The organism is Stenotrophomonas sp. 1337, assembly GCF_031455455.1.
In the GTDB taxonomy this organism is placed as follows: Bacteria; Pseudomonadota; Gammaproteobacteria; order Xanthomonadales; family Xanthomonadaceae; genus Stenotrophomonas; species Stenotrophomonas indicatrix.
Genome location: NZ_JAVDSR010000007.1, coordinates 66084 through 83910 on the forward strand (window position 1 = coordinate 66084; position 17827 = coordinate 83910).

Below are 17827 nucleotides of genomic sequence, written 5' to 3' on the forward strand. Positions count from 1 at the left end.
AAAGCCGGGGACGCAGTGCGCCCCCGGCTTTTTTTTTACTTCAACCCATCACTGACCGCCTTGGTCAGCGTGCCCTGCGCATCGTCGCCGCTGAACTCCCAGACGAACGCACCGCCCAGTCCCTGGGTTTTCACGTAGCCCATCTTGCGGGTGATGTTGGCCGGGGTATCGAAGCTCCACAGTGTGCTGCCGTTGTAGATCCAGGTGGCACCGGCGGTGTTGTCGGTGTAGCTCGGCCACGCCAGGTTCTTCAGCACCTTCCAGTCTTCAATGCCAGCCTCGTAGGTACCCGGTGCCGCACCGGTGGCGCTCTGGTACAGGCCGTTGTTGGCGTTGGTCACCCCGGTCCAGCCGCGCCCGTAGTAACCGATGCCCAGGTTGAGCTTGGCGGCGGGAACACCACGGCTGATGAAGGCCTCGATGGCGTCGTTGCTGTTGTACAGCTTCTGGTCGCCGGTGGACGGATCATTCGGCGAATCGAACAGCGCCGACTGGTGATTGGTCTTCGCATCCCACGCGCCGTGGAAGTCGTAGGTCATCACGTTGATGTAGTCCAGGTACGGGTGGTACGCGGCCGGATCGGTGACGCGGATCTTGTCGATGCCGGCGCCGACCGCCACCGTCAGCAGCAGGCCCGGGCGCACCGCATCGAGCTGGCGGCGGAATTCGGCCATCAGCGCGGTGAAGTTGGCGTTGTCCTCGGGCGTGCCGCAGGCGATACCGCAGGCCACCGGGTATTCCCAGTCGATGTCGATGCCATCGAACACCCCCAGCGCCGCACCGGGGCCACCGGCACCGTCGGTCACCGGCAGGTTGCCCTTGATGTAGGCGTCGATGCACGAGGCGACGAAGGCCTGGCGGTTGGCCGGTTGCGCCGCGCTGGAGAAGCCGCGCGACCAGGTCCAGCCACCCAGCGAGATCAGCACCTTCATGCCCGGGTACTTGGCCTTGAGCTGCTTGAGCTGGTTCCAGTTGCCGCGCAGCGGCTGGTCCCAGGTATCGGCGCTGCCGCTCACGCTTTCGCCGGCACCGAAGGCCTTGGTGTAGTCGGCGAAGGCATCGCCGCCGGCTCCGCTGTTCGGATCCGACGGCTGGGTGACGCCCACTTCGCAGCGGTTGTTGCGCACGTTGCCGAAGGCGTAATTGATGTGGGTCAGGCGCGCGGCCGAACCGCTGCTGTCGATGTTCTTGACCCGGTAGTTGCGGCCGTAGATGCCCCACTGGGTGAAGTAACCGATGACCCGCTTGCCGGTGGTGCCACCGTCGCCGGCCAGGGTGCTGGCGGTCACTGCCGTGCCCTGTGCCGACGCATTGCCGGCGTTGTCGCGGGCACGCACGCGGTAGCTGTAGCTGGTCGACGCAGTCAGGCCGCCGTCGACATAGCTGGCGCTGGAAGGCGAGCCGACCAGGCTGCCATTGCGGTACACGTCGTAGCCGGCCACGCCGCTGCCACCGGTGTTGTCGGTGGAGGGACTCCAGCTCAGGGCGATGCTGTTGGCGGTGCGGGTGCCCACGGCCAGGCCGCCGGGCACGCTGGGCGCGGTGGTATCGCCACTGGCCGCGTTGACGGTGATGGTGATGGTCGCGGTGCTGGCGGTGGCGTTGTTGTTGTCGGTGGCGACCGCGCGCAGGGTGTGGCTGCCGGCGCTGGCGTTGGCCCAGCTGGCGCTGTACGGCGCGCTGGTGTCGATGCCCAGCGAACTGCCATCACGGAAGAACTCGACCTTGCTGACGCTGCCGTCCGCATCACTGGCGTTGGCGGTCACGTTGACCGTGCTGCCGGCGCTGAAGGTGGCGCCGTTGGCCGGCGAGGTCAGGCTGACCACCGGCGGCTGGTTCGCCCCGCCGCCGTCGCAGGCGCCGAGGTTGGTGTAGTAGGGCGCTCCGGCCGGATGGTCCGGCGGCGCGTTCCAGATGTCCTGGTTCGCCCGGTAGAGGACCCCTCCCTTCTGCAGGGTGTCGCCACTGCGGTAGATCTTGGCCTGGTCCCATTCGGCCACGCCGGCACAGCTGGCGGCCTGGGCCAGGCCGGGCAGGGCGACCGCCCCGGCCAGGGCCAGCAGCCAGGCCAGACGGCGCGGGCGACAGCGATGAAGGGAAGGGTGGGCACTGCGTACATCGGCACTCTGCACAAGCGGGTCGTACATGGTGTGTCTCCGATCGATGGTTGGCGCGCGGGCCAAGACGGCGCCGCACGTAACGCAGGGTCCGGACGTCGCCCGGGAAGGCGACGGAGGGGGCGGACGGAGGTACCTGGTGGGCCGGGGAGAGAGTCCGGCGCCAGGTGGGGACAACGTTGTCATCAATTGCGTGGTCAATCCGTGAGCGAGTGCATGGTTCGGGGATTTGGCGGAGAGCGGCGCTGGCGCGCGGTCGGCAGCCATCGGCGGAGCCCCCTCGTGGCTGGGGCTTGCCGCGAACAGCGGATTTCTGGGGGATGGCCGGGCGGGTGGGCTCAGGCGGGGACGCCGTGAACCCGTCCATGGGGGCTTGGCCGCGGCATCCATGCCGCGGACACCCCGCCTGACCCCACCCGCCCGGCCACGGACAGGTTCCTGTGCGGTCAGCCACGGAAGACAGAACAGAAAATCAAAAGCAGAAGCCGGTCGCTGCGCTCTTCAATGCCTGATTTCTGATGTTCCCTGGTTGCCGGCCAGTGGCCGGCATTACCGCAGAGCATCCACGCATGGCGTGGATCTACCGCAGATCGCGGAAATCTGTCGAAGGCGGGGTGGGTCCGGTTGCGGGGGCGTGAGCCGCATGGATGCGGCGACCGAGCCTCCATGGACGGATTCACGGCGTCCCCCGCAACCGGACCCCCCCTGCCATCCCACGGAATGCCAGCTTCGGCTGTTGCTCTTGAGGTTGCCGGCCAGCGGCCGGCACTACCGCTTCGGCGGGTGCCGGGCGCCGCCCGGCCAAAGCCCTTCCCCCGCTTCCGGTACAATGTCGGGCCCGTTTCCCAACTACGGTTCCCCGGACATGATGGTCCTCGAGGGCGCGCCCGCCCTGTCGCCGTTCCGCCGCGAACGTCTTGAATCCCGCCTGCAGTCCATCGCTCCCTCCCTGCGCATCAGCGGTGCCTGGCACGTCTACTTCGTGCAGGCCGAGGGCACTGCCGCCCCCGACGTCGATACCCTGTGCCGCATCCTGGAAGCCCGCCCGCAGTCCGAGGCGGTCGCTGACGGTGCGGTCAGCCGCATCGTGGTGCCGCGCCTGGGCACGCTGTCGCCGTGGTCGAGCAAGGCCAGCGAGCTGGTCCGCGGTGCCGGCCAGCCGGTGAGCCGGGTCGAGCGTGGCCTGCGCATCGACGTGCAGGGCTGGCCGACAGACGCTGCCGCCCAGCAGGCGCTGGTCAAGGTGCTGCACGACCCGATGACGCAGTCGGTGCTGGAGCGCGTCGATCAGGGCCACTCCCTGTTCTCGACCCCGGCCCGTGGCGAACTGGAGCGCGTGCCGGTGGACCAGCTGGAGGCCGCCAACCAGCGCCTCGGCCTGGCCATGGCGCAGGACGAGATCGACTACCTGCGCGAGCGCTTCACCGCGCTGGGCCGGTCGCCGTCGGACGTGGAACTGATGATGTTCGCGCAGGCCAATTCCGAGCACTGCCGGCACAAGATCTTCAACGCCAGCTGGACCATCGACGGCCAGGAGCAGGACCGCTCGCTGTTCCGGATGATCAAGAACACCCACCAGCAGACCCCGCAGCACACGCTCAGCGCGTACAGCGACAACGCGGCGGTGATCGAAGGCCATCCGGCCTCGCGCTATCGCCCGGACCCGGCCAGCGGCGAGTACCGCCGCGAACCGCAGGTGCCCAGCGCGTTCCAGATCAAGGTGGAAACGCACAATCACCCGACCGCGATCGCGCCGTTCCCGGGCGCGTCGACCGGCGCGGGTGGTGAAATCCGCGACGAAGGTGCGACCGGTCGTGGCGGCAAGCCGAAGGCCGGCCTGAGCGGATTCTCGGTCTCGCACCTGCGCATTCCCGAGCTGCCGCAGCCGTGGGAAGCGCCGCGTGCGCTGAACCCGCGCATGGCCCCGGCGCTGGAGATCATGACCGACGGCCCGCTCGGCGGCGCCGCGTTCAACAACGAATTCGGCCGCCCGGCGCTGCTCGGCTACTTCCGCAGTTTCGAACTGCCGGAAGGCGCCGACCTGGTGCGCGCCTACGACAAGCCGATCATGCTGGCCGGTGGCCTCGGCGCCATCGATCGCGTGCAGGTCGACAAGATCCTGCTGCAGGACGGCGATGCCGTGATCGTGCTCGGCGGCCCGGCGATGCTGATCGGCCTCGGCGGCGGTGCCGCCAGTTCGGTCGCTTCCGGTGAGAGCGCCGAGGACCTGGACTTCGCCAGCGTGCAGCGCGACAACCCGGAAATGGAGCGTCGCTGCCAGGAGGTCATCGATCGCTGCGTGGCGATGGGCGCTGACAATCCGATCAAGTTCTTCCATGACGTCGGTGCCGGTGGCCTGTCCAACGCCATTCCCGAACTGCTGCACGATTCCGGCGTGGGCGGCATCATCGACCTGGGCAAGGTGCCCACCGACGATCCGTCGCTGTCGCCGATGCAGCTGTGGTGCAACGAGTCGCAGGAGCGCTACGTGCTCGGCGTGGCGCAGGAGCGCCTGGCTGAATTCGCCGCGCTGTGCGCGCGCGAGCGCTGCCCGTTCGCTGCGGTCGGTGTCGCCACCGCAGCCGAACACCTGGTGGTGGCCTATGGTGCCGTGCCGGGCAACATCCCGGCCGATGCGCCCATCGATTTGCCGATGGACGTGCTGTTCGGCAAGCCGCCGAAGATGCACCGCGATACCGCGCACCCGCCGGCACCGCGCTGGCCGGCATTGAAGACCGGTGGCCTGGATCTGCAGGAAGCCGGGCTGCGCGTGCTCGCACACCCGACCGTGGCCTCCAAGAACTTCCTGGTCACCATCGGCGACCGCAGCGTGGGCGGCCTGACCGCGCGCGAGCAGATGGTCGGCCCGTGGCAGCTGCCGGTGGCCGACGTGGCGATCACCCTGGCCGATTTCGACGGCGTGGCCGGCGAGGCGATGGCACTGGGCGAACGCACGCCGCTGGCGCTGCTGGACGCGGCTGCCTCGGCCCGCATGGCCGTTGGCGAAGCACTGACCAACCTGTGCGCGGCCCCGGTCGATGCGCTGGATGAAGTCAAGTTGTCGGCGAACTGGATGGCCGCTGCCGGCCACCCGGGCGAAGACGCGCTGCTGTACGACGCGGTGAAGGCGGTGGGCATGGAACTGTGCCCGCAGCTGGACATCAGCATCCCGGTGGGCAAGGACTCGCTGTCGATGCAGGCGCAGTGGCACGACCAGGGGCAGGCGCACAAGAGCGTGTCGCCGGTGTCGCTGGTCATCACCGCGTTCGCGCCGGTGGCCGATGCGCGCCAGCAGTTGACCCCGCTGCTGGACCGCGATATCGACAGCGAGCTGTGGTTGATTGGCCTCGGTGCCGGCAAGCAGCGCCTGGGCGGTTCGATCCTGGCCCAGGTGCATGCCGACCACGGCGACCTGCCGGCCTTCGCCGGTGCCGCCCCGGACCTGGACGACCCGCAGCGCCTGCGTGGCTTCTTCGAGCTGATCCGCGATGCACGCCAGGCCGGCCTGCTGCGCGCGTACCACGACCGCAGCGACGGTGGTGCGTTCGCCGCGCTGTGCGAAATGGCCTTCACCTCGCGCCTGGGCCTGGACATCACCCTCGATGCCTGGGGCGATGACCCGTTCCGCAGCCTGTTCAATGAAGAGCTGGGCGCCGTTGTGCAGATCGCCCGCGAAGACCGCGCCGCGTTCGCCGACCTGGTCGAGCGCCATGCGCTGACCGAGTGCGCACAGCGCATCGCCAAGCCGACCACTGCGCCGGTGGTGCGGGTGTCGCTGGGCGGTGAGTCGCTGGCCGAATGGCGCTGGGAAGCGCTGTTCGATGCCTGGTGGTCGGTCACCCACGCCATGCAGAAGCGCCGCGACAATCCGGCCAACGCCGATGCCGAGCGCGAGATCGCCCGCGCCTTTACCGCGCCGGGCCTGAAGCCGAAGTTGAGCTTCGATCCCAATGAGGATGTTGCCGCACCGTTCGTGCAGACCGGGGCGCGTCCGCGCGTTGCGATCCTGCGCGAACAGGGCGTCAACGGCCAGATCGAAATGGCCAACGCCTTCGAACGTGCCGGCTTCCGCGCGTTCGACGTGCACATGAGCGACCTCATCGAAGGCCGCGTGGCGCTGCAGGACTTCACCGGCCTGGTTGCCTGCGGCGGCTTCAGCTACGGCGACGTGCTCGGTGCCGGCCGCGGCTGGGCGACCTCGATCCTCGAGCGTACCGCGCTGCGCGATGCCTTCGCCGCGTTCTTCGCGCGCGAGGACAGCTTCGCCCTGGGCGTGTGCAACGGCTGCCAGATGATGAGCCAGCTGAAGGACATCATCCCCGGTGCCGAACACTGGCCGCAGTTCCGCCGCAACGCCAGCGAGCAGTTCGAAGCCCGCACCGCGCTGCTGGAAGTGGTGGAGTCGCCGTCGATCCTGCTGCGTGGCATGGCCGGGTCGCGCCTGCCGGTGGCGGTGGCACATGGCGAAGGCCAGGCGGTGTTCGACAACGCCGTCGACCAGGCCACAGCCCGTGTCGCACTGCGCTACATCGATGGCAACGGCAACGTCGCCAGCCAGTACCCGCTGAACCCGAATGGCTCGCCCGACGGCATCACCGGCCTGACCAGCACCGACGGCCGGGTGACCATCATGATGCCGCACCCGGAGCGCACCCCGCGCGCGCTCAACCTGAGCTGGGCCCCGTCCGAGTGGCAGGGCGATTCACCGTGGATGCGCATGTTCCGCAACGCACGGGTGTGGTGCGGTTGATCGCACGCGCATTGCGCAGCTGACGATGCCATCGCGTATGGAGAACCCGCCGGGAAACCGGCGGGTTTTTCTTTGTCCATACGGAAACTCCTGAACTGGCCATCAGTTACATGCGTTTTCATAAGTGAGGATTTCCTCACGTGCGCCTAACAAAATGCGTACATAAACAAGTGAAACAGTGAACTGCTTCACGGCAATGGGTTTTGCTGCGTCAAACTCTTGACGATCCGCAAAGATGCCGTTAACACTTGACCCCCGTTTCAAATCTGTTCATCCCGCAGTAACCGCACGGCGCATGCGCTCGGTTTTCTGTCCCTGCGCGCCGTTCGGCAATACCCGCAGTAAATCACGCGAATAAACGCCCCCAGGGGACGTTGGGCCACGAAGGCTCGGCGGTGGCGTTGCTTTGCCCAAAACCAGTCCAATCAGGAGCCGTACCGATGAATCGGATTTATCGCAAGGTCTGGAACAAAGCATTGGGTCAGTTGGTGGTGGCCTCGGAACTGGCCTCTTCCAGCTCATCAGGCGGGGTCGTCGACCAGCGCCGCGGTGCGACCGATGCCGCGCCGGCACGACTGGCTGCAGCGCTGGCCTTGGCAATGGGACTGGGCATGACCGGCATCGCTGCGGCGCAGTCGGTCGAGATTGGGGGCAGCGCGAACTGCGTGGTGCTCAACAGCAAGGTGCTGGACAAGTGCGCGGTCGATGGCAGCGCCAGCGCCAAGGGCAGCAACGCGGTGGCGATTGGTGCGGGTACCAGCGCCACCGGCGCCAACAGCGTGGCGCTGGGCGCCGGCTCCAAGGCAACGCGCGCCAACACCGTTTCTGTCGGTGATGCAGGCAAGGAACGGCAGGTGACCAATGTCGCCGCCGGTACCGCCGCCACCGATGCGGTGAACAAGGCACAGCTGGATGCACAGGCGCGCGCCACGCAGGCCGCGCTTGCGCAGGCGGCGGCCGAGGGCAGCCGCTATTTCAAGGCCGATGGCGCTGGTGATGACAGCGACGCGGCAAAGATCGAAGGCCAGGGCGCCATCGCGGTCGGTAGTGGCAGCCAGTCGCTGGCCAACGCCACCACCGCGGTCGGCACCCAGGCGATTGCCGCAGGACTTGGTGCCAGTGCTTTCGGCCAGAACGCGCTCGCCTTGGGTGATGCCAGCGTAGTGGTCGGGCAGAGTGCGGCCGCCTTCGGCCTTGGCGATACGGCGGTAGGCGCAAGTGCCGTGGCCGCCAGCGAGAACGGCGCAGCCACCGCGTTGGGTGCACTGTCCGAAGCCAGCGCCGATGGCGCTACCGCGGTCGGCGCGGGTGCCGTGGCGATGGGCCCCGGCAGCACCTCGCTGGGCCGCGGTGCGACCGCCGCCAACGAAGCGTCGATTGCCGTCGGTGCGTTCAGCACGGCGGTGGGCGAATACAGCACCGCGCTGGGTTCCAATTCGGCGGCCGTGGCTACCGGCAGCGTGGCGCTGGGCGCCGGCTCGCTGGCCGACCGCGTCGATACCGTGTCGGTGGGTGCGGTCGACTACGGCCTGACCCGGCAGATCACCAGTGTTGCCGCCGGTACCGAAGACACCGATGCGGTCAACGTCGCTCAATTGAACGACGTGGCAGCGGTAGCCGATACCACCGCCAAGCGATTCCAGGCCACCGGCAGCAGCAACAGCGATGCCGGTGCGTTGGCCGAGGGAGATGACGCGCTCGCCGCTGGCGAAGCCGCCAATGCGATCGGCAACGGTACGACCGCCGTCGGTGCAGGTGCGACCGCCGTCGCGCAGAACGCCACTGCGGTCGGCAACAACGCGCTTGCATCTGGCCAGAACAGCGCGGCCTTCGGCAACAACGCGCAGGCAGTCGGCCCGGGCAGCGTCGCCGTCGGCGGTGCTGCGGTGGATGCCGATGGCAATCCGCTGATCACCAGTGGTGGCGTGCCGGTAGAGACCGGCGCCACCAGTGCCGGGGTCGGTGGTACCGCCGTCGGCGCCAGCGCCGATGCCGGTGGTTTTGCAGCGTCGGCGTATGGTGTGGGAGCTTACGCGGCAGGTGCGCAGTCGTCGGCATTCGGTGCTGTCTCCAATGCCATCGGCGACTACTCCACGGCCGTCGGTACGCAGAGCAACGCTACCGGCACCAGCAGCGTGGCCATCGGTGGCCCGGCCGATCTGATCCCGGGCCTGGGCTTCTTCGTGCAGACCCAGGCCAGTGGCGAAGCGGCCACGGCCGTCGGTGCCGGTGCCATCGCCAGCGGCGACCAGGCCGTGGCCAATGGCAGCCTGACCGAGGCCTCCGGTGCCGAGTCGGTCGCAGTGGGCTACTTCGCCTATGCACCGGGCGAGAACGCCAGCGCGCTGGGCGCGCAGACCTGGGCCAGTGGCACGCAGAGCACCGCCGTCGGCTACTACGCCACTGCGCGTGGTGCCAACAGCGTTGCACTGGGCGCCAATTCCGAAGCGGTGCGCGCCAACAGCGTGGCCGTGGGCAGTGCCGGCAACGAGCGGCAGATCACCAGCGTGGCGGCCGGCAGCGAAGCCACCGATGCAGTGAACAAGGCCCAGCTGGACGCCGTGGCCAGCACCGCCGACACCACCGCGCGCTTCTTCCAGGCGCAGCCGGAAAGCGGCAGCGATGCCGGTGCGTACGCAGAAGGCGAGGGTGCGGTAGCGGCGGGTTCGGCCAGCAACGCCATCGGTGCCGGCGCGCTGGCACAGGGCGCAGGCGCTGCGGCCATCGGCGCCGACAGCGTGGCGCTGGGTCGCAATACCTTCGCCGACGGTGACGGTGCGGTAGCCGTGGGTGGCCTCGGCCAGGCCTACGACGAATACAACCAGCCGCTGCTGGATGAGCAGGGCAACCCAGTGCAGATCGGCACCACCGCTTCGGCCGGTTCCACCGCCGTCGGCAATGCCGCGCAGGCGACCGGTGCCAGCAGCAGCGCCTTCGGCAATGCGGCACAGGCCACCGGCGACAACAGTTTCGCGGCAGGCGGCAAGTCGCGCGCTACCGGCAGCTATGCCGTCGCCGTCGGCGACAGCGCCTTCGCCAAGGCCGATGACAGCACCGCCGTGGGTGGCTACAGCACTGCCAGCGAGGAAGGCGCCACCGCCTTCGGTGCCGGCGCGTGGGCCACCGGCCGCAATGCCTCCGCGTTTGGTCCGGCGGCATGGGCCAGCGCCAACGGTGCCACCTCCATCGGCTACAACAGCTGGGCCAACGGCACCAGTTCCACCGCCGTCGGCCGTGGCGCCTTCAGCTACGGCGACAACAGTGTTGCGCTGGGCTTCCAGGCGCTGGGCAACAGCATCAACAGCATCGCCATCGGCACCAACACGGTGGCCGGCGGTGAAAGTGCGATCGCCCTGGGCGCGGGCAGCACGGCCAGCGGAAACAACGCGGTTGCGCTGGGTGCCGGTTCGGTGGCCAGCCGCGACCGCAGCGTGTCGGTGGGCAGCGCGGGCAATGAGCGGCAGATCACCAGTGTGGCGGCCGGTACCCAGGCCACCGATGCGGTGAACAAGTCGCAGCTCGACGCGGTTGCAGCCAGTGCCGCGACCACCGGCAAGTACTTCCAGGCCAGCGGCAGTGCCGACAGCGACGCCGGTGCCTACGTGGAAGGTGACAACGCGCTGGCCGCGGGTGAATCGGCCAATGCCATCGGCAACGGCGCAACCGCCCTCGGCAGTGGCGCCAATGCACTGGCCGGCAACGCACAGGCCATCGGCTTCAATGCCCTGGCCAGCGCGGCCAATGCCAGCGCCATCGGTGCCAACGCACAGGCGACCGGCGAATACGCCACTGCTCATGGTGCCGAGAGCGAAGCCAGCGGCGAGCAGAGTGCGGCCTTCGGCGCGGCCTCGGTGGCCAGCGGCGCTGGCAGCACCGCCAGCGGCGTGCTGTCCGAAGCCAGCGGCGAAGAAGCCGTGGCGGTAGGCTACTTCAGCAACGCCAGCGGTGAGGCCGCCACTGCGGTCGGCAGTGAAAGCGTGGCCAGTGGCACCGCTTCGGCAGCATTCGGCATCGGTGCCGAAGCGACCGGTGGCTACAGCACCGCCATCGGCGGTTACGCCAACGCCTCGGCATTCAACGCCACTGCCTTCGGCAACTTTGCCAACGCGTCCGGTTCCAACAGCGTCGCGCTTGGTGGCGATTCGGAAGCGTCCGGTGCCTACAGCACCGCCACCGGCCAGGGCAGCCTGGCTACCGGCACCAATGCCGTGGCCGTCGGTGGATCGTTGTTCGGCCTGCTGGCGACCGAAGCATCCGGCGACTATTCCACCGCGGTCGGTGGCGGCGCCTATGCGCCGGGCATCAACAGCACCGCGCTGGGCAATGCGGCTGAATCGCGCGGTGCCAACAGCGTGGCGCTGGGTGCCGATTCGATTGCCGACCGCGACAACACCGTGTCGGTCGGTGGCGGCGGCAACACCCGCCAGATCACCAACGTGGCCGCCGGTACCCAGGGTACCGATGCGGTGAACAAGGACCAGCTGGACGCGGTGGCCGCCGAAGGCGCAAAGACCAGCAAGTACTTCCAGGCCAGCGGCAGCGCCGACAGCGATGCCGGTGCCTACGTGGAAGGTGACAGCGCGCTGGCCGCCGGTGAGGCCGCCAATGCGATCGGCACCGGCGCCACCGCACTCGGCAGTGGTGCAACAGCGGTAGCGGCAAACGCTACGGCGGTAGGCTTCAACAGCCTGGCCAGCGGCGGCAGTGCGGCTGCGGTGGGCAACAACGCACAGGCGACGGGCGAAGACAGTGCGGCGCTCGGCAGCGGCGCGGTGGCCAGCGAAACCAGCACCACCGCAACCGGTGCAGGCGCGCAGGCGACGGCGGTGTACAGCACGGCCAACGGTGCCGAGGCGGTCGCCAGCGGTGCGCAGTCGCTGGCCAGTGGCTTCCGTTCGGCAGCCTCTGCAGACGGCACCACCGCAGTCGGCGGCTACAGCGAAGCCAGCGGTCGCCTCGGCTCGGCGCTGGGCTATGGCACCGTGGCCAGTGGTGCCAACAGCACCGCTGCCGGCGTGTTCGCTGCTGCGTCGGGCGCCAGCTCGGTGGCGATGGGTGATTCCAGCGAAGCCAGCGGCGATGAGAGCGTGGCCATTGGTGGCAGCACCTTCTTCGGCCTGGTGCCATCACGTGCCAGTGGCTACGGCGCAGCGGCGTTCGGTGCCGGTGCCTGGGCCACCGACGACTACGCCACTGCAATCGGCTGGAATTCGTGGGCCGATGGCGCCGAGTCGACGGCACTGGGTGCCAGCGCTACCGCCAACGGCGCCAACAGCGTCGCCCTGGGCGCAGGCTCCAAGGCCGACCGTGACAACACGGTGGCCGTCGGCAGCGCCGGCAGCGAACGCCAGGTGACCCACGTGGCGGCTGGCACCGAAGGCACCGATGCGGTCAACAAGAACCAGCTCGATGCTGTCGCCGCAACGGCGGACAAGACCAGCAAGTACTTCCAGGCCAGCGGCAGCGCCGACAGCGATGCCGGTGCCTATGTGGAAGGCGACAACGCACTGGCTGCCGGTGAAGCGGCCAATGCGATCGGCAATGGCGCCACCGCGCTCGGCAGTGGTGCCACGGCCGTGGCCGCCAACGCGACCGCCGTGGGCATCAACTCGCTGGCCACGGGCAGCAATGCGGCTGCGGTAGGCAGCAACGCGCAGGCCACCGGTGAAGGCAGTGCCGCACTCGGCAACGGCGCGGTAGCCAGTGGCATCAGCGCCACCGCTACCGGCACCGCTGCACAGGCCAGCGGCGTCTACAGCACCGCCAACGGTGCGGAGGCCGTCGCCAGCGGTGCGCAGTCGCTGGCCAGCGGTTTCCGCAGTGCCGCTTCGGCCGATGGCACCACCGCCATCGGTGGCTACAGCGAAGCCAGCGGCCGCCTCGGCACCGCACTGGGCTACGGCTCGGCGGCGACCGGTGCCAACACCACGGCTGTCGGCTTCGGAGCGGCGGCAGCAGGCAGCGGCGCCGTCGCCGTCGGTCAGTCCAGCGAAGCCAGTGGCGCAGAGAGTGTCGCCATCGGCGGCAGCACCTTCTTCGGCCTGATCCCGTCGCGTGCCAGCGGTACCGGTGCGGCGGCCTTCGGTGCCGGTGCCTGGGCGACCGATGACTACGCCACCGCGATCGGCTGGAATGCATGGGCCGATGCGGCTGACAGCACCGCCCTGGGTGCCAGCGCGACCGCCAACGGTGTCAACAGTGTCGCCCTCGGCGCGGGTTCGAAGGCCGACCGTGACAACACGGTGGCCGTCGGCAGCGCGGGCGGTGAACGCCAGGTCACCCATGTTGCCGCCGGCACCGAGACCACCGATGCAGTGAACAAGGGCCAGCTGGATGCCGTGGCCAGTGTCGCCGACAAGACCAGCAAGCACTTCCAGGCCAGCGGCAGTGCCGACAGCGATGCCGGTGCCTACGTCGAAGGTGAAAATGCGCTGGCGGCCGGTGAAGCGGCCAATGCGATCGGCAATGGCGCCAGTGCGCTCGGCAGTGGTGCCACCGCGGTCGCGGCCAACGCCACCGCCGTCGGCTTCAATGCGCTGGCCAGTGGTGAAGACGGTGTGGCGATCGGCAGCAGCGCCAGCAGCACGGCCGGTGGCGCGATTTCCATCGGCGTGGAAAGCAGCAGCGCAGGCCCGGCCAGTGTGGCCCTCGGTGCGCAGTCCCAGGCGCAGGGCATCGGTGCGGTCGCCGTCGGCGGCATCGCCCAGGCCAACGGGCTGGCCGCAACCGCCGTCGGTTATGGCGCAACCGCTGATGGTCGCGAAGCCACCGCCGTCGGCAACTTCGCGTCGGCCAACGGCTGGCAGTCCACCGCCTACGGCGCCGGTGCCACGGCCGCCTTCTTCGGCACGGCGCTGGGCAGTGGCGCGCAGGCCGCCGAAGTGTCCACAGCCGTGGGCCAGGGCACCGTCGCGCAGATCGCCGGTGCTGGTTTCGGCGTGCAGGCGCGCGCCGGCCAGTTCGGTACCGCACTGGGCAACAATGCCACCACCGGGCTCAATGGCGTGGCGGTCGGCTTCAACGCGCTGGCCGGACAGGACGCCAACAGCGTTGGCACGGGCCAGCACACCACCGCGATCGGCAGCGAGGCATGGGCCACCGAGGACGGTGCCACCGTGGTCGGCTACAACAGCTATGCGCAGGCCACCAATGCCACCGTGCTGGGCAGCAATACCTGGACCACCAAGGACGCCGACAACAGCGTGGCGCTCGGTGCAGGTTCGCTGGCCGACCGTGCCAATGCGGTATCGGTGGGTGCGGCGCAGGAGTGGGTCGATGCTGCCGGGGTCAGCCACAGCGCGATCAACCGCCAGGTGACCAACGTGGCCGCCGGTACCCAGGCCAACGATGCGGTGAACAAGGGCCAGCTGGATGCGGTGGCCTCCACCGCCGACGCCACCAGCAGGCACTTCCGTGCCAACGGCAGCGGCACCGCCACTGCCAGCGGTACCAACGCAGTGGCGGTGGGCTCCAGTGCCACTGCCAGTGGCAACCGCAGCAATGCACTGGGCAGCAACGCCAGCGCCGTCGGCAACGCATCACTGGCCGTAGGCGCCAATGCCGCCGTCACCGGCAGCAACTCAGTGGCACTCGGTGCCGGCGCGCGTGCGGTGGACGCAAACGTGGTGTCGGTCGGCGGCGGCAACGGCACTGATGGTCCTGCTACACGCCGCATCGTCAACGTTGCCGATGGCCGCATCGCCGCCGGCAGCAGCGACGCCGTGACCGGTTCACAGCTCAACGTCACCAACCAGCGCGTGGGTGCGGTGGAAACCCGGGTCGGTGATTTCGACTCGCGCATCGCCACCGTTGAAACCAGCGCGGCCAGCTCGGTCGGCTACGACGATGCCAGCCGTGACCGCCTGACCCTGGCCGGTATCCAGGGCACCACCATCGACAACGTCGGCGCCGGCAGCATCGCCTCCGGCAGCCGCCAGGCGATCAACGGTGGGCAGCTGTTCCAGTCGCTCAGCGATGCCGCCAGCTTCCTCGGCGGCGGTGCCAGCGTCGGCATGCAGGGCGTGTTCGTCGCGCCGAACTATGTGATCCAGGGGTCCACCTACAGCAACGTCGGCGACGCGCTGGGCGCACTGGACCGCAAGGTCAGCGAGATCGATCGTCGCACCGCCAGCGGCACGCGTTCCGGCGCGGCCAGCCTGCGTTCGATGGCCGCTCCGCTGGACGCAGACGCGTCCAACGTGGCCACGGCGTCGGCTGCCACCGACGCGAGCATGGCTGATGGCGGATCGGCAACGGCCCGTGTGCAGGGCACGCCGACCGCCGCCAGCGCAGGCAGTGCTCAGCCAGCACTGGTCGCAGGCGGTGGCGTCAACGCCGTCGCGATGGGCGATGGCGCTGTCGCCAGCGGTGCATCGTCCACCGCTGTCGGCCAAGGCGCGAGTGCAACGGCGGCCAATGCGGTGGCGCTGGGCCAGGGCTCGGTTGCCGATCGCGCCAACACCGTCTCGGTCGGCAGTGAGGGCAACGAACGCCAGGTCACCAACGTGGCGGCCGGTACCACCGCAACCGATGCGGTCAACAAGGGCCAGCTGGATCGTGGCATCACCACCGCCAACAGCTACACCGACAGCCGCGTGCAGGCAGTCACCGACAGCTTCGATGTGTTCAAGGGTGAAGTCGATGGGCGCCTGCGCCACATGGATCGCCGCATCGACCGCCAGGGCGCGATGAGCGCAGCGATGCTCAACATGGCCACCAGTGCCGCCGGCATCCGCACCCAGAACCGGGTCGGCGTCGGCATCGGTTTCCAGGGCGGCGAGTCGGCCATGTCGCTGGGCTACCAGCGTGCGATCAGCGATCGCGCCACGGTCACCGTCGGTGGTGCCTTCAGCAGTGATGACAGCTCGGTCGGCGTCGGTGCCGGCTTCGGCTGGTAAGTGCGCAACAACGTGCCGGTGGGCAACCCATCGGCACGTCGAGCAGTGAGCGCCAAAGGGGCGTGGCATGGCAACCCTGGTGGGCCAGCCAGGGCAGTCGCAGGGAGTGATGGCCGTAGTGAGCTCCGTCCGTGCAACGGGCGGAGAAGGAAAGCTCAACCATGACCTTGAAGAGGATTTCGAACGTGACCAAGAAGCAGACCCTTCGCATCAATGTGCTGGCTGCCGCCGTGTTGTCGCTGACTGTCGGCGTCGGTGCGGCGCATGCGGCCAAGCCGGGCGTGGCCAAGGAACCGGCGCGCGTGGCCAGCACTGCCCAGCAGAGCGTGGACGGCATCATCGTGAAGTACCGCAACGGCACCGCGGCCGCCAGCGATCGTTCGACCAAGCTCTCGGTCGTGCAGTCGGCACTGTCGCGTGCCATCGTCAGCAGCGGCACCACCAGCCGTGCTGCGGCACTTTCCCCGCTGGTGGAGCGCAAGCTCGGTACCGGTGGCGACCTGATCCGCCTGAAGTCCCGGCTGGGCTCGGCCGACATGCAGAAGGTACTGGCTGAACTGAATGCCGATCCGTCGGTGCAGTACGCGGTGGCCAACGTGCGCCTGCAGCGCTCGGACCTGCGTGCCACCAATGCGCAGCCGGCACTGGTGCCCAACGATCCCAACTACGCGCAGTACCAGTGGAACTTCTTCAACGCCACCGGTGGTGTGAATGCACCGGCCGCGTGGGATCTCTCGCAGGGCGAGGGCATCGTGGTCGCCGTGCTCGATACCGGCATCCTGCCGGGCGTGCCGGATTTCGGCAGCAACCTGCTGGAAGGCTACGATTTCATCAGTGACAAGGAATCCTCGCGCCGCCCGAACGATGGCCGCGCACCGGGTGCCACCGACTACGGCGACTGGGTGGAAACGGCCAACGAGTGCTACACCGGTTCCGAACCGGAAGGCAGTTCCTGGCACGGCACGCACGTGGCCGGCACCATTGCCGAGGTGACCAACAACGGCAGTGCCCTGGCAGGCCTGGCCTACAAGGCCAAGGTGTTGCCGGTGCGCGTGCTGGGCAAGTGCGGCGGCACCCTGGCCGACATCAGCGACGCCATCACCTGGGCGTCGGGCGGCACCGTGCCGGGCATTCCGGCCAACACCAATCCGGCGGAAATCATCAACATGAGCCTGGGTGGTGGCGGCGCCTGCGATGCCGCCTACCAGGACGCGATCAACGGCGCCGTGTCGCGCGGCACCCTGGTGGTGGTCGCGGCCGGCAACGAAACCGACAACGCGTCCAAGTACCGTCCGGCCAGCTGCAACAACGTGGTGGCGGTGGGTGCGACCCGTGTCACCGGTGGCATCACCTATTACTCCAACTACGGCACCGCGGTCGACCTGTCGGCCCCGGGCGGTGGCGGCAGTGTCGACGGCAACCCGAACGGCTACATCTGGCAGGTCGGTTCCAGTTCGGAAACCACCCCGGACGCCGGTGAGTGGGTGCTGATGGGCAAGGGCGGTACCTCGATGTCCTCGCCGCACGTTGCCGCGGTGGCTGCCCTGGTGCAGAGCGCGCTGATCGCCAAGGGCAAGGAGCCGCTGGCGCCGGCCGCGCTGGAAACCCTGCTCAAGCAGTCGGCGCGCAAGTTCCCGGTGACCATCCCGGCGGCCACCCCGATCGGTACCGGCATCCTCGATGCCAAGGCCGCACTGGATGCCGCGCTGAAGGAACCGTGCACCGAGAACTGCGAGCCGGAAGGCATTCCGCTGACCAACAAGGTGACCGTGGGTGGGCTGGCCGGTGCGGCCGCCAGCGAAACCGTCTATACCTTCGAAGCGGCTGCCGGCAAGACGCTGAGCGTGCTGACCTACGGCGGCAGCGGCAACGTGTCGGTGTACCTGGCGCAGGGCCGCGTGCCCACCGCGACCGACAACGATGCCAAGTCGACCCGCCCGGGCAATACCGAAACCGTGCGCGTGGCCAAGCCGGTGGCCGGTACCTACTACATCAAGGTGGTGGGTGAGGCCGCTTACAGCGGGGTGAGCATCCTGGCGACCCAGTAATAACCGACTGTCGTA

4 protein-coding genes are annotated in these 17827 nt (G+C 68.8%); 3 read left to right on the plus strand and 1 reads right to left on the minus strand.

Features of this window, described 5'->3' with window-relative positions; all coding sequences use genetic code 11:
• Window positions 1–35: 35 nt before the first annotated feature.
• Window positions 36–2147: a glycosyl hydrolase family 18 protein gene (locus J2X70_RS11695; protein ID WP_025879352.1), complete on the minus strand. Its 2112-nt coding sequence runs from the start codon at window positions 2145–2147 to the stop codon at window positions 36–38.
• Window positions 2148–2982: 835 nt separating this feature from the next.
• Between J2X70_RS11695 and purL the strand changes: the two genes are divergently transcribed.
• The 3 genes from purL (at window position 2983) to J2X70_RS11710 (ending at window position 17812) form a co-directional block, all read left to right on the plus strand.
• On the plus strand, window positions 2983–6867 hold the full coding sequence (gene purL, locus J2X70_RS11700) for a phosphoribosylformylglycinamidine synthase (protein WP_282280454.1): 3885 nt from the start codon (window positions 2983–2985) through the stop codon (window positions 6865–6867).
• Between the two features lie 440 nt (window positions 6868–7307).
• Window positions 7308–15764 (plus strand): ESPR-type extended signal peptide-containing protein, encoded by an 8457-nt coding sequence (locus J2X70_RS11705; RefSeq protein WP_309910456.1) that lies wholly within the window; start codon window positions 7308–7310, stop codon window positions 15762–15764.
• 161 nt (window positions 15765–15925) lie between these two features.
• Window positions 15926–17812: a S8 family peptidase gene (locus J2X70_RS11710; RefSeq protein WP_222390794.1), complete on the plus strand. Its 1887-nt coding sequence runs from the start codon at window positions 15926–15928 to the stop codon at window positions 17810–17812.
• The last annotated feature ends 15 nt before the right edge of the window (window positions 17813–17827 follow it).